General features: G+C 57.7%; 11 protein-coding genes. 4 read left to right on the top strand and 7 right to left on the bottom strand.

Going from position 1 to position 14,363, the window contains the following annotated elements:
- Window positions 1–7 precede the first annotated feature (7 nt).
- Window positions 8–433, top strand: a complete 426-nt coding sequence (locus K227x_RS28605) for a hypothetical protein (protein WP_145176160.1) — start codon at window positions 8–10, stop codon at window positions 431–433.
- 147 nt (window positions 434–580) lie between these two features.
- On the opposite strand, the gene K227x_RS28600 is transcribed toward K227x_RS28605, so the two are convergent.
- The 4 genes from K227x_RS28600 to K227x_RS28585 all read right to left on the bottom strand — a co-directional run bounded on the left by K227x_RS28600 (window position 581) and on the right by K227x_RS28585 (window position 6,210).
- On the bottom strand, window positions 581–1,801 hold the full coding sequence (locus tag K227x_RS28600; protein ID WP_145176158.1) for a DUF790 family protein: 1,221 nt from the start codon (window positions 1,799–1,801) through the stop codon (window positions 581–583).
- A gap of 5 nt (window positions 1,802–1,806) precedes the next feature.
- The gene (locus K227x_RS28595) at window positions 1,807–3,252 is read right to left on the bottom strand and encodes a DEAD/DEAH box helicase (protein ID WP_218933619.1); all 1,446 of its coding nucleotides are present in this window, start codon (window positions 3,250–3,252) and stop codon (window positions 1,807–1,809) included.
- Window positions 3,253–3,256: 4 nt separating this feature from the next.
- Window positions 3,257–4,621 (bottom strand): DEAD/DEAH box helicase, encoded by a 1,365-nt coding sequence (locus tag K227x_RS28590; RefSeq protein ID WP_246146362.1) that lies wholly within the window; start codon window positions 4,619–4,621, stop codon window positions 3,257–3,259.
- An 824-nt stretch (window positions 4,622–5,445) separates the two neighbouring features.
- On the bottom strand, window positions 5,446–6,210 hold the full coding sequence (locus K227x_RS28585) for a PEP-CTERM sorting domain-containing protein (RefSeq protein WP_218933618.1): 765 nt from the start codon (window positions 6,208–6,210) through the stop codon (window positions 5,446–5,448).
- Between the two features lie 283 nt (window positions 6,211–6,493).
- Here K227x_RS28585 and K227x_RS28580 point away from each other — a divergent pair, with 283 nt between their 5' ends.
- Complete coding sequence (locus K227x_RS28580; RefSeq protein ID WP_218933617.1) at window positions 6,494–7,930, top strand: SpoIID/LytB domain-containing protein; 1,437 nt, start codon at window positions 6,494–6,496, stop codon at window positions 7,928–7,930.
- Window positions 7,931–8,086: 156 nt separating this feature from the next.
- Here K227x_RS28580 and K227x_RS28575 read toward each other — a convergent pair whose 3' ends face one another.
- Window positions 8,087–8,986: an alpha/beta hydrolase family esterase gene (locus tag K227x_RS28575; protein WP_218933616.1), complete on the bottom strand. Its 900-nt coding sequence runs from the start codon at window positions 8,984–8,986 to the stop codon at window positions 8,087–8,089.
- Window positions 8,983–11,034 (bottom strand): redoxin family protein, encoded by a 2,052-nt coding sequence (locus K227x_RS28570; RefSeq protein WP_145176152.1) that lies wholly within the window; start codon window positions 11,032–11,034, stop codon window positions 8,983–8,985. Before K227x_RS28570 ends, K227x_RS28575 begins: the two co-directional genes overlap by 4 nt.
- 211 nt (window positions 11,035–11,245) lie before the next feature.
- Between K227x_RS28570 and K227x_RS28565 the strand changes: the two genes are divergently transcribed.
- A complete protein-coding gene (locus K227x_RS28565) occupies window positions 11,246–12,106 on the top strand; it encodes an alpha/beta hydrolase family protein (RefSeq protein ID WP_145176149.1) in 861 nt (286 codons plus the stop codon).
- Between the two features lie 48 nt (window positions 12,107–12,154).
- Here K227x_RS28565 and K227x_RS28560 read toward each other — a convergent pair whose 3' ends face one another.
- Window positions 12,155–12,655 carry a rhodanese-like domain-containing protein gene (locus K227x_RS28560; protein WP_145176146.1) on the bottom strand — a complete coding sequence of 167 codons (501 nt, stop codon included), beginning with the start codon at window positions 12,653–12,655 and terminating at the stop codon, window positions 12,155–12,157.
- Window positions 12,656–12,767: 112 nt separating this feature from the next.
- Between K227x_RS28560 and K227x_RS28555 the strand changes: the two genes are divergently transcribed.
- Window positions 12,768–14,162, top strand: coding sequence for an outer membrane protein assembly factor BamB family protein (locus K227x_RS28555; RefSeq protein WP_246146361.1), 1,395 nt, complete (start codon window positions 12,768–12,770; stop codon window positions 14,160–14,162).
- Window positions 14,163–14,363 lie beyond the last annotated feature (201 nt).

The following is a 14,363-nucleotide window of genomic DNA, read 5'->3' as shown; positions in this document are numbered from 1 at the left end:
GTGAACTATGCCACGAAAGTCCTCGACATTTCGAGCATCCTTTGCTGCACTCTGGATTCGCGCGCTGACTTCATCCGAGCTTCGTTCCCTGGTCAACGAGGTCAAACTTGGAGACCCTGACGCGACGTCCCGGGCGACTGTTTTCGTGGCCTCCGAAAGCTTTGGTTTGTGGCACAATCGTGCACGCGCCAAGCTTTGTCGCTACTTTAAAAATCATCCGCCCACAGATGGCGAATGTAAGCGGATGGTGGATGCGATCGTCAACCGTCTGCTTGATGGGCGATTCTCGGAACAATTCAAAGATCAGCTTTCGATGGCGATCCGATTTGACGCCGATCGGCTGGCGGACGCAGCGAAGACTGCGGCGTGTTCCGACAAGGACTACGTTCGACGGTACGCCGCTTGGATAAGCAACGTTCTCGATTCTTCATGAACGGTTCAAGGCGGAAGCGGGACGAACATCGACATTCGTTCGCGAAGGAAGTCCGGCTGAAGCCGGTACTACGAACGGAGCGGAACGTTGCCCACGCGGCAAAACAAGGTTGGGGTATGTCGAGGGGAATGTTTATGTTCGCCGATTTTATTCAGTCACCCAATCCGCTGGGTCGGAACGTTTGTCAAAGATTGCGAAGGGAACTTGGAGTTGTTCGGACATCGTTTCGGCTGACTTCACTTTTGATTTTGGGAACAGCAGCAGCCAGCGATGGTCGCTTTCGTCGCCGATGAAGATCCTCAATCGGTTGACCTTCTCTGCCAAGTATTCGGGTGTCCAGAACCCAACGACCTCCAGATAGATCAGACGGCCATCGTCGTGCCGGAGCACAAAATCGGGGGTCAGTACGGTTTGTCCGCGATGGAGTAGTTCGCTTTCGTGTTCTAGGGTCCAGCCGGCGACAGGGCGTTTCTTCCAAACCGCTTCGACGTCCGATTCCAGTTGCGAATCAAATTCATGCTCCGGATTCGGTGGGCAACCCAAGCGGTCTGCTGGGGTAACGGTCAGCCGAAACTTGCGTCCCTGTGGCCCAATGATGGCGGCGCCAAGTTTCCAATCGCTACACCGCAGCAGAGTTGCCATCAGCTTTGCAAACCCGATGCCATAGCGGCTGGTTGACCGCAACGCCGAACCGGGCCCATCGAATACGAATCGGTAGCCACGACGTGGGCTTTCGATTCGATCGATCCGGTGCATCAGCCGAGCCAGTTTGGCATGGCGGATGATGGATTTGAAATCAGCAAACGCTTCAACACGCACACTGCTGGCGCGATACAGTGCGGCTTGCGTCTGGGTGATATTGTATTGGGAAAGAAGGCTTGCGGCGTTGACGCTGTGATCGATGCTTTCCAGCGTTTGCAGTTCGATGACGTCGGCGAACAGGTTGGATTCGATTTGGTTCCAGTCAATGCCAAGTTCCGCGCAGACTTTCTGTCTGGCCGCCAATAGGTCGTGTTCGAAGATGCCTTCACGATGGGATACAATCGGATGCAGCGGAGCCGCAGCTTGAAACAAGCGTCTCCGAAGGGCGACCGCGGCTTGAGGGTTGCTGCGGTATTGAGAACAGTCATCTAGTAACTTGCAAAACGAAGCGATCCGTCGAGGTGGACAGCCCTGGATCTGTTGCAGTCTTCTGCCGACGTCACTGTGCAGGTCCTGACGGCGACGTCCGATGCCCTCGCGATAAGCCGTGATGCAGTCGTTGACCGTATCGACATAGGCGTCGTCACGCCTGCGTCGCAACCGGTCAGGTTGGACCGTCATGGTTGCAAAGTCATAGGTGACGATCGAATGTTCGCTGCGAAGCATGTCGGTTATCGGCGGTAAGTATCGTTGCGGCGACGTGCCCGGCTGCGTTGGACTTCGCCAGTGTCTTCCACGACAACTTCGTACAGCGTCGCGCGGCTGCCGTCGCCTTTTCGTAATACGCGGCCTAGGCGTTGGATAGCCTGTCTGCCACTGGACAACCCGCCCAATACGATCGCGGTCTTGACCTCGGGTAAATCGACGCCTTCGTCGAGCACACGGTTGGCGACCAGCACGGGGTATTGGCCCGCCGCGAACCCCGCTAGGTACTCGCGACGTTCTTTCTTTGCACAGTGGGAAAGCAGGCAGGGTACCATGAAACGCATTGATATCTTTCGAGCCATCACGTTAGAACCGGTGAAGACGATGACTGGATGGCCGGCGTGCAGTCGGAACAAGTCTTCCAGCGTTCGCATCTTGGCGTCGGCTTGTTCCTCGATCTTGCGTTTGGCGCGAAAGGCTTGCACCGCTTGCAGTGCCTCGGCGGATCGCTGGGGATCGGTTTCGGCTGCGGCGGTGATCTTATGCACATCTTCCCAGCGGAAGCTGTCATCGAGTTGTCGTTGATGGTAGACAAACTCTTGGACGATTTTTGATAGCTGGCGGTATCGATCTGACTCGTCGGGGGTCAGGCGAACTGCGATCCGTCGGATGACGTATTCGGCCAGGGTCTTGCCAGCCGCATTGGCGATTGACTGTTGATGCAGGATCGGGCCGACGCATTCGCCCAGCACGGCCAAGCGGTCGGTGTCGGTTGGCGGTGTCGCGGTCAGCCCTAATCGAATCGGGGCGATCGACATTCGGGCGGCGTCGGAACGCCAGCGGCCGGCCAAATGGTGGACCTCATCGAAAACGATCATCGAAAATCGGTTGCCAATCCGGGGCATGTGGATCGCTGCGGAATCGTAGGTCGTCACGCTAATCGGACTGACCCGGTGAACGCCATCGCCGATCAAGCCTGCGTCGATTCCGGTAGCCTCGCGGATTTTGTCATGCCACTGGTACATCAAATCGCGTACCGGTACGACCACCAGAACGCTGGCCCCGTGTCGCAAAATCAGTTCAATCGCGATGACGGTCTTGCCCGTGCCGGTGGGCAGCACCAGCAGACCACGGCGGTTGCCAGATTCAAAGTCGGCGACGGCTTCAAGTTGATCTGCGCGGAGACGAATCTTCCGCCGATCGGTCATCTTCAAATTGTCGAATGAATCGATGAATTCATCCACTCGCCATTCGACAGGTTCAGGTAGCTGGATTCTTAACTGGGCTGCCCACATGGCGTCGCAGCGATAGCAAGCGTCGCGTGAATCCAAACGCAGCGGGATCCCCGCAAGTTGATTCTGAATGATATCACGGGTAGCCCCGCGCAGTCGCAGTGTGCCTTCGTGAAAGTCGACGTGCGAGATCGATGAACTATCGCCGCGTTGAAGCGATCGAGAGGATTCTGGAGGCACGGTCCTAACCAAGCAGTTTGGCGAGTACGGTCGCAAACCCGCGCAGGGCATCGTCGCTGTCCAAGCTGATCTTCAACTGGGGTCGGCCCGAAATATCGCGGTCGACACATTCGGTCAACCTTTGCGCCAATCGGTCAACGGTCTCTTGAGGTGGCGCGACACCGTCGCCTACCAATCCATCCGCCAACGACAAGGCTGCCATGACAAGTTGTCCGCTAGCGGCGGATACCTGTTCACGTCGCTGGGCGGTCAACGCCTCGGCTTCCTGTTCGACACGCCGCTTTTGGCTCTCGTCGACGGGGACCGCGATCGGTGGCGGCAGGATCACCTCCAAACGACGTTTCAGATCTTCCATGCCACTTTGCATCGACACTTCACGGATTTCGCTATCGAAGTTGATGGACGCGTCGGCAAGGTTTTGTTTGGATGCCAACGTCGTCAGCAGACCTTCTTCGATCGTCGGCGTTGGCGAGCTGGTCGTGACCAGTTTGTAAACATGGACTGGGTTGGCTTGTCCCATCCGGTACGCTCGTGCAATGCGTTGTTCCAGTACCGCAGGATTCCAAGGCAGATCGACGTTGATGATGGTATTGGCCGCTTGCAAATTCAGTCCGGTCGAACCGGCGTTCGTCATATTGAGCACGCGGCATTCGGGATCCTTTTGAAACCTGGCAACCAGTTCGGCCCGCTTCTTTTGGGGGACTTGCCCATCGAGTCGCACGTAGTCGCAGCCGAAGCTGTCGAGTCGATGTTCCACACGATCTAGCATCCGTCGCCATTCGCTAAACAGAATGATCTTGCGAGTCGGGTCGGCGATCAGTCCTTCTAGCAACTCGCTGAGTCGTTCCAGCTTGCTGCTGTACTCGGCTGCTTCTTGGTCCAACAGGTACGTGCTGTCACAGGCCATTCTCGCCATCAGCAAGCACTTCTGCATCCGCAATCGATCCATCTCGGTCATGAACTTTTTCGCCGCGATCTGCGCGACCACTTGCATGTTTGCATCGTGCACCTCCTTCTGCTCCGCCGTTGCCTCGCAGCGGATGACTTCGTCGGTGCGGTCGGGCAATTGTTTGGCAACTTCGCAGCGCGTACGCCTCAGCAGAACCGGACGCATCTTTTCACGTAGCACATCCTCGACACGAACCCGGAACAAGTCGCCGCCAAGGTAGACATCGCGATCAGATTGAATTTCAAACCTTTGACCGCCGCCGCGAATCAGCTTGGCACCCTCATCGCCCAGCAGGCCAACGGCTTGATGATAGGTCAGCGTTCCCAACCGTTGATGAAACACGTTCTCGCGTTTCGCCGCACGCTTCCTCTTGGCCGACAACTTGGTGGATTTTGAAACCGAATTTGCCGAAACTGCCATCGTTGATTTCCTGTATGGCGGGGCGACGGAGTGCTGTTTCTGACCGTCTGATTGGACCAGATTCTGAAACGCCCTGCCACGTCCCATGATCAATCGCCGTCGCAGCAGTCGTTTAGCCGTGTGCCCACCGGGCCGCGCGTTTCAGCGCACGCACGGGGCGCTGCCCACGCGGCTAAACGATTGGACTGCGAGTTGTACAGCACGTCTGAAACCTACGCGGCGCATCGGCCCGTGTCGTTTAGCCGTGTGCCCATCGGGCCACGCGTTTCAGCGCACGCACGGGGCGCTGCCCACGCGGCTAAACGATTGGACTGCGATTCGCCGTCGCTGCGTTCGCAGGACGGCCTCATGCCTCGTCCACTACAACTGAAATTTCCCGCGAGTGGCTAAAACAGAAGAGACCAAAAAAAACGGCCTCACCCGCGCGGGATGAAGCCGATCGAAAGTTTTGAGGCTCATCCCTGGGAAGAGTGCGCCGGAGGTTTTCGAGGCATACTCCGATGTCCGAACGTTTGGTGATGGATGGCGTCCTTGTTGAAAACACCCCACCGGCATGGCGAGCATGCCGGTGGGCCACGAAGCACCTTCGGCGCATCGGAGACCAAGCTATTCCTTGGCGAGTTGCTCCTCAGCAGAGCTCGCTTCCGCTTCACTTGGCAAATCAATTCTAACGCATCGAAATGGTCGGTTCAAACTTCGGGCATCGGAGAGATTCCTTCGAAAACCTCGTTCCTGGGTTCGGCGCTCCCTTCCGACGGATGAGCCAGCTTTGATGGATGGCTAGGCGACCGGACAAGGATCGTCCAACGCATGCAGACCGTCGCTTAGACGCTCGCTTTTGCCTTGGTTTTCATGCGGCGACGCGCCACGCCAAATACGCCCAGTGCTGCTAACGCGGCCATGGAAGTCGGTTCGGGGACGGCGACCGTGGTCAAGCTAATGTTGTCGACATTGAAACCACCACCACCGGATGACAAGTTCGATGGTCCACCAAAGCGAAGGTCGGTGAAGGCGTTTGCCGATGGTGCACCGGTGCTAACGAAGGTACCGTCAATCGTACCGTCCGCACCCAGGTCGATCGTCACCGTCAAGTCCGTCAACGTGAAGGTTGCTTCGTAACGATTCCAGCCTGCAACGATTCCACCATCATTCAGCGTGTCGTCGATCGGGACCCAACCCTCATTTCCACTCGTATTCAGAATGCGGACAAAATAGTGCCCGTCTGCGCCGTTGTAGTGCCCCATCTCGAACAATGGATTCGCTCCATTTCGAAGGCCCACCGACAGTCGTTCGTTCTGGCTAGTCGCGTCGTCATAAAGGTCTGCCGTCAGTACGATTGCTTGAGTCGCCGTTGGCGTCAATGCGAACGACGATCCAATCCAGCTATTGACCGTTCCACCGGGGTGAGCTGCTGATTGGCCTCCGTTGCCGGTCGTCGTATCTAGGCTTCCAGCTCCACTGGCGCCCCAGTTGACCTGCATGGCTGCTGTGTCAGCGTAGCCGTCAAAGTTATCCGAAACGACGATCGCAGCGGAAGCTGGCCCCGCCGCTAGCGTCAGGACGAGGGCAGGTAAGAACTTCTTGATCATGAGAATGCACCGAAGTTTCAAGGATGAAAACATGAAGGAAAGGACGATAATTCCGATTGGTCGGATTATGCTGGTTTTCCAGGCTAGTTCGTTGGGGGATGGATCTCAACGAAATCTTCATCATTCTTACGCGCCTTCCATGAATCCTTTTGGGGAAATGGAGGCGTCCTTCCGATTCGCATCGCCTTAGGCACGTTAGCGTTGCCGCTTTGCGTTCGGGCACGCCGATTACGCGGAATCGGTGGGGGGGGAGAGAATGATCGCCGTTCCCAAGAACCCGAGGATGAACACAGTGATCGTTCGATTGATATGTCTCGGTCTTGTTCTGGTTGCGTCCCCCCTGACAGCGGCGGTCGTCGACGGGATTGGCGAGATCACGGTTCGCGACGATAGCGGTGACGGCACTTTCTTTACGGTCGATTTCGAGGGCAACTATCTGCCCAATGTGGTTCGCCGTGAAAACGGCGCTGCTTCCTTCGAGGCGCTGAAGGTACAGGCCGTCGCCGCGCGGACGTTTGCGTACTACAAGCTTCGCGGGGACACCTTCATCCGTAACGGAACCTCGGACCAGGTCTACAGCCTGGGCGGCGTACAACCGAACCCAGGCGGACTTTGGGAAGCCGCGGTGCGGGCCACCGAGGGCGAGATCCTTTCGTTCAATGGGATACTAACGGCAACCTTCTATGTGGCCGGTGCGATTCCGTCGAACAGTTCAGCGGTCGCGACGGGAAGTGATCCCGATCCGACCAACACCGAACGTTTCGTCACCTACACCTTCGCCAATGACCGATTGGGGCCGAACAACACGGGGACCACATTGGGTTTTGTGGGGACTCCGTCGAACCCCAACTATCCCAACCGTGGCGCGATGAGCCAGAACGGGTCGGATCGACTCAGTGACGACGGCGCGTTCTATCAAAATATCTTGAAGTTCTACTATGGCGGTGACATTCAACTTGGTCTGGTCAACCCGCTGCCGGGGCAACCGCCCATGCACAAGACATTGACGGGCTTCGAAGCGGGGAATGAACACTTTGCCCGTGCGATCAATTTCGCAGGCCAGACTCGCAACCTGGGCGCCGGTTCCTCTGCCGAAGTCAGCCAGCAGGAGGCACAAGAGGGAAGCTCGTCACAGAAGATCACCATCGACTATGACGCTGCGGGCGATCGGTCGGACAATGGTGTCCAAGACGGGTTCACGGTTCGTCATCTTTCCGGCGTCGCCAATGGCCGACGGTTGTCCAACATCACCAACGGTGCGCCGACCAACCCCGCGGGCGATCCTGTCGGCAATCTAGTTCTGCCTACCGAGGGTTCGATCGGATTTTGGTTGCTTGCCGAACCTGTCGCTAGCGATGCCAATCTGCGCGTTGCGATCACGATTGACGAATGGCAGAACGATGTTGCGAATGCTGACCTCGAACAGTCGACTTACCTGGATATCATTGCCGACGGACAATGGCACCAATACCAATGGTCGCTGAATAACGATTCGTTGTGGCTGCCCGCCTTTGGTGCCAGCAGCCTCGGCGATGGCGTGTTAGGCCAGAACATGACCGTGGATTCGATCGTGTTTCGTGGGCAGTCCGATGCGGTGATCTATCTGGATAGCGTGTTCTATTCCAGCGTGGTTGCGGTTCCCGAACCCAGCACCACTCTTGGCCTGCTGACGCTTGGAATTGCTGCGGTTTGGAGACGTCGCCGGACCGCCCGCGGCTAAAAAACGGGGGCATCGATTGGGTTGCGTTTCGCAGACGGAGCCTTGGTCGACACGGCTTGGGCTGTCTGTATTAACCGGTCTTCGCGGAAAGAAGACGGCCTGGAAAGGCCGTTCTACTGAAAGCTTGGCGATGGGGTTCTTCGCCGTCTGCTGAGATCACGGAGTGTCGGGTTTGGATTGGCTTTGGAAGAACTTTGCGATCGCCGGGGCTGCTTCGGTGGCGAACCGATGGCCGCCCGGGTGGATGTACGCCTGGAGCGGCATCTGCAGTTTGGATGGGTACGTATGAAGGTTCCCCGCCGTCGTTGGTTGGTCATCGCAATGATTGAGTCTGCGCACGAATTCGATCGACCTCTGTTGCCATGCGAACTTCACCAACTGGTCGTTTTCTCCTGCCAGAAGCATCGCGGGCTTAGGTTTTAATAGCCGGCGAAGTTTCAGTGTGATGGCACCCGCCGATGGCGCAGTTGCGGTGAGGGTGTCACCGCGCAGGGCCCACAGCAAATAGCAAAACGCGGCCCCGTTGGAATGCCCGGTGGCGAAAATCTGTTGCTGGTCGATGTTGTGTTCCTGTTTCAGGCTGGCCAGCATCGCATCGAAGAACTTCAAATCGCGGTCGTTTTGTTGGCCTGGCGACGTTTGCCAGTCGGGCTTCTTTCCGTCGGAATCCGTCAGCAATCCGGGCGTCCGGAGTCCTTGCGGGCTGACGACGATCGATTCCGGCCAATGTCGGTCCATCGCAAACATGGTGAGTGCGCGATTCATCGTGCCGCCGTGTCCATGGAACACGAACACCAACGCAGTGGGTGGGGTCTGCGAATCCGCAGGCAACGAAACGATTGCCTGACGCTCGACCCCATCGACCAGCCAGGTTCGCACCTGTTGCGATCGGTTGCTCTGCGAATCGGCCGTACTTTGGGCGGCGGAATCGTCCACCGTTTGCTGTTGAGCCGACAGGGGGTGGTTCGATCCGACGGAGCTGGCGACGGCAAAGGTGATCGCGATGCAGACACTCACGAGCCGATGTGGAATCTGGGCTGCACATGAACGATTCATTTCAGTTTTTCCAGTTCAGATCGTGTGAGTTCACCGTTGCTGTCCATATCGAGCCGGTCAAAGATCGGGCCAGCGGCGTTGGGTTCGTTGGGCATCCGCTCGCGCACTTCCGCCTTTGTGATCACGCCATCTTGGTTGACGTCCAGCCGGCGGAACAAAACCGTTCCGCGGTCTCGGCGGCCACCGGACTCGCCTGCCAAAGCCGACTTTCCGTTTGCCTCGCCTGGTTGTGTGCCCGGTAGGTAATATTCGACATAGCCGAGCTGCATTTCATCAAACGTTTGTGGCCCCCAACGGACTGTCTTGGTTGGGTCAGGGTTGGCGGGGTTTTGATCGCTGTTGTCGTACCATGATGTAAAGCGAATCATGTCGCCCGGATGCAACAACAGCGGTTCGCGATAGCGATACAGCAATTGCCAATTGAAATCGTAACGAGGAATGTCCAACAGCGTGGTGGTTTCGCTTTCGCGAATCAGTTCGTAACGAGCGGCCTTGCCACGCAGGTGCATGTGCGGCAGGAAGCCCATCACGCGGGCGTCCGTGGGGATAGGCAACGTTGCCACTTCCGGATGGTTCTTGGCACCTGCGGGGATGTTGATCTTGTCGTTGTAGATGCCTTTGACGTGAACCTCGTGTTGCGGAGGATGTTTTGCGTAGACAACTCCGATGCTGGTCCGATCGGTCGTCTCGGTTCCGTTGGGCGTGTAATGCATTTGGAACCGTAGCTTGGCTTGCTTGGGAAGCCGTTTTGCAAATCCATCGGGATAGATCAGCGAACTGTTGCCCGGTACATAGATCCCCCAGAATCCATCGCGTTCATCGGATTTTTGGCCGGCACCTTGGGCAAAGACCAGCACATGATGAACGACGCTTCGGTCACCTGGTTTGACTTCGATCGCTTGCACCCATTTATCTTCTGGGATGTCGGTTTGCACTTCGACATACTTGTAAGGCATCACGCCGGTCGCCTTCACCGGCTGGGGATCGTCAAACTGAAAGATGGCATCGGGTGTTCCGATTTGCCAATCACTGGTGAACTGCCTCGCCTGCGGCGCGTCGTTGGGATCGCCTTCGGGCATCGGGCCGGCCAGCCAATCCAGGAGGTCACGTTTTTCGGTTTCGGCAAGCGAGCAATCATTTGCCCAAGGCGACAGTGACCGGTCAGTCGCGTTTGCCGATTTGGCGGCGAACCAGGGCGGCATGGTCTGGCCTTGAACGACCTGCTGGATCATTGCCGCATGCGCCGACACGTCGTCAAAGGTGACCAGCGGGAAAGGTGCGACACCGCCATCACGATGACAGCCAACACAGTGTTGCTGAGTGATTCGCGAGATCCGATTGTGATACGTCAGGTCGCTGGCTGTGGCAGAGGCTTGGGGATCATGGGACAGGGTGCATCCGGGTGCCTTGGTGGCAGCCACGGTCGGGTTCTGGCCTTGGTTGATCGCGGACAAGGCGTCGGCCAGATACCGATGCCGTGGTGCCGCGATGGAGTAGCCGAAGCCGTACTGGTCATCGATCGCGCCGTGGTAAAGGATCGTTTGGGATCGGTCCAATACGATCACGTCGGTGGTGGTCAGGGCGCCGATGCCAGCGGCAAACTTTCCGTCACGGTCGTGCCCGTAGATAACGTCGGGATCGAACTGTTGGGCGGCGGCCTGCATCTCGTCGGGTTGGTCGGTGGCGATCGGATTGACGATCACCCAAGCGATGTCGTCACCGTACTGTTTTGAAAGTTCGACGAGTGTTGGCAGGTACTTTCTGCTAAGCGGGCAACTGCTGCTGGTCATGGCGATCACGACCGCGCGGTTCTGATCGGCAAGCTTGCCCAGGCTATGAGGCCGTCCCGCTAGGTCGGTCAAAGTCGCATCGGCAACCCGTTTGCCAACGCCGTGGTCACCGCCTTGGATGGGTTCAGGTCCTTGGCGAACCGGAGCCAGCGACAGATCGGGGGACGTGGGTGGCTGAGCCGCAGACGGTTGCTGGACCCCGATCGAAGCGGTGGCGATGAAGGCAATCAGCAATGGGAGGGCTGCGCGAACGGTCATCACGAATCATTCCGTAGAAAAGTTGTTGTTTCGCAGTCGCGATCACGAGGATGGGCCATCGTCATGCCGCAACTTTTACAGTAGTGAATCGAGCCATCGGGTGCTACCAAAGACCCGGCTATTCTACAAAGCGGTACAAATTCAATCGACACATCGGTTCGGTGATGGTGTTCTAGTGAGTCCCCGTTCTTTCCAACCCAAAGGGTCCAAAATGCGAGTTCCATTTCAGTTGTGTGCAGCGGCGTTGTTGATCGCAATGTCGCCGCGGGGCAGCGCCGACGACGTCATCATTTCGCCCGACGTCGTTTACGGGCATAAGCTCGGGTTGGCGATGACTTGCGACGCGTTCACGCCCCAAGAAGATGCCAACGGTGCGGCAGTGCTGTTCATGGTCAGCGGTGGTTGGTATTCCGGTTGGTCGCCGCCGGAACAGTCCCAGCACATGTTTCGCCCGCTGACGGACAAGGGGTTTACCGTGTTCGCCGTTCGACATGGCAGCAGCCCTCGGTTCACGATCACCGAAGCGGTCGCGGATGTTCGCCGCAGCGTTCGATTCATCCGCGCCAACGCCGAACGATTCAAGATTGATCCGGATCGAATCGGTGTGTTCGGTATGAGTGCCGGTGGCCACCTGTCGTTGATGTTGGGGACAGCATCGGACGACGGCATCGCCGAATCCAAGGATCCGATCGAACACATCAGCGACCGGGTCAACGCGGTGGTGGCGTACGTGGCACCGACCGATTTGCGAGTGATGGCCAAAGACGCCCCCGACCGGTTGGCCGCGTATGGTGGGTTCCCGGCACTGGAAATCGATCAACAAGCGGCGGAAGTCGATTCGCCGCTACTGCATGTGTCGCCGGATGATCCGCCAACCTTGTTGTTGGCGGGAGTCAAGGACGAACTGGTTCCGATCTTTCACAGCCGCAATATCCAGGCCGCGTTTCAGAAGGCGAACGTGACCAGCGATCTGATCGAGTTCGAAAATGCCGGTCATGGATTCGGTGGCGAGGATGCTCGCAAAGCAACCGAAGCGATGGTCGATTGGTTTGTCACTCACCTATCGAAGTAAGCCTCTCCCCCTCCGGGCGGACGTATCCGACGGTGATATCCTGGGTCGTCACTTTTGCGCGCGGTAAGCGTCCGGAACTTGAAAGATCGACCAGTAGGGGTGGATCGCGTTGGTGGGTTGTCCGGTTGGGGTTTCCAGGGGCAGTCCGCAGTGGACCCACCCCAGGATGCTGTCGCGATAGTTTTGGGCGTCGAACCCCTTGGCGACCAATCGGCGGGCAAACAGGTAACTGCGTCCGCCGATGGTGCAGTAGGGAACGATCGTTTTGCCGCGATGCCGGTTCGGGGCGGCGTTGAATTCTTTTAGCGAAATCGATCCTGGGATTCGGGATACCCGTTGTTCCGAATCGTCGCGAACATCCACCAACACGATGGGCGATCCGTGTTTTGTGGTCGCTTTGCGAACTTCTTCGGTCGAGATGCTTCGCACCGGCGGTCGGCCCAGAAGTCGCCGGCCACGTTCGATCGTGGCGAATGCTGCGTCACATGCGCGGCGGACGGATTTGCCTAGAACGCCGTGCCGGCGGCTTGTGTCCGTGGGATGGGGCATCGAGTGTTCCCTGGTGTGTCGTGCGGTCCGGCCATGGTCGGTGTCGATTCGTCTGCGATCTGGTCTGGTGGCGGAGGTGGGTGCCGCCCGAGTCTATTAGAATGCGATGTTCATGTTGATTTGCCAACGCTGTGCCAAACTGGAATCCGAGATGCGAACCTTTGTTTTTGGACTGATGATTTGTCTGGCTTCGGTGGGGGTGTCGGACGATACCTTCCCGCGTTTTCGTGGTGCCGATGCGACGGGCGTCGCGGATGACCATCCCCGGCTGCCAACGCAGTGGAATGCCGAGGACAATGTTGCATGGGTTGCGGATGTCGAGGGCCAGGGTTGGGGCAGCCCCATCGTGGTTGGTGATCGAATCTTCGTTTCGTCGGTGGTGGCGGACGAGCCGAATGTGGAACCGAAGAGTGGATTGTACCTGGGCAAGGGGGTGCGAGATCCAGCCAAGGGAATTCACCACTGGATGGTGTACTGTTTGGATTTGAATACCGGAAACCAGATTTGGAAACGCGAATCGCATACTGGGCGTCCTCTGGTGCCACGGCACCCCAAGAGTTCCTATGCGGCCGAGACGCCGGCGACGGATGGCGAGCGGTTGTTTGTGTTGTTCGGTGACTTGGGGTTGTTTTGTTACAGCTTGGACGGGGACTTGATGTGGTCCAAGATGATCGATCCCAAGAAGACCAACATGGACTATGGCGCCGCATCATCGCCGGTGGTGCACGATGGGCAAGTGATCGTCGTGTACGACAACCAGGAAGATTCCTGGATCACATCACTGGACGCCAAGACCGGCCAACAGCGATGGCGAACCGAGCGATCGGAAACCGCATCTTGGGCCACACCGTTCATCTGGGAAAACGACCTGCGAACCGAAATCGTGGTCCCCGGGAAACAAAAGAATCGCAGCTATTCGCTCGCGGGCGACGAACTTTGGAGCTTCGACGGGGATATGTCGATCCTGGTGATCCCGTCACCGTTTGCGGCGCATGGGATGTGTTACGTGTCATCGGGATATGTCGGCGACACGCATCGCCCGACGTTTGCGATTCTGCCAGGGGCCAGCGGGGATATTGCCAACGACGGGGACTTGAGTGAGGGGGACTTGAGTGACGGGGACTTCAGCAACAGCGAATTCATCCAGTGGTATCAGCCCCAGGCCTCGGCCTACAACACCACGCAAATCGTGTACGGCGACTACCTGTATACCGTCTACGATCAAGGATTCATGACGTGCCACAACGCGTTGACGGGCGAAGAAGTCTACGGCAAACAACGCTTTTCGCCGAAGGGATCCTTCACCGCGTCGCCCTGGGCCTACGACGGCAAAGTATTCTGTTTAAGCGAAGATGGACTGACGTATGTGGTCAAAGCAGGCCCCGAGTTTGAAATCCTAGCGACCAATCCGCTGGACGAACTGTGCATCGCCACGCCCAGTGTGGTGGGCGGAAAACTGTTGATCCGCACCTTGACCAAGGTCTACTGCATCACCGATTCGAAGTGATCAGCAGCCTGCTGATTCAGTGAGCCGTGGGCGCGTTCGCGCCCCGGCATTCTTCGTCGCCCGTGGCCTCACTGCCAGCGGTTCGCCATCGCCGTTGAAAGCTCGACCAAATGCGCAGGCCGCAATCACCAACAACGTTCGTGATCGTGAACCATTCAAGACTCGGTTCTTCGTGTTCGCCTTGGGATGATCCGTGCGGGG

Origin of the sequence: Rubripirellula lacrimiformis, assembly GCF_007741535.1 — a bacterium.
Taxonomy (GTDB): Bacteria; Planctomycetota; Planctomycetia; order Pirellulales; family Pirellulaceae; genus Rubripirellula; species Rubripirellula lacrimiformis.
The sequence above is the reverse complement of the archived record's forward strand: the minus strand, read 5'-3'. Positions and strand labels throughout refer to the sequence as shown.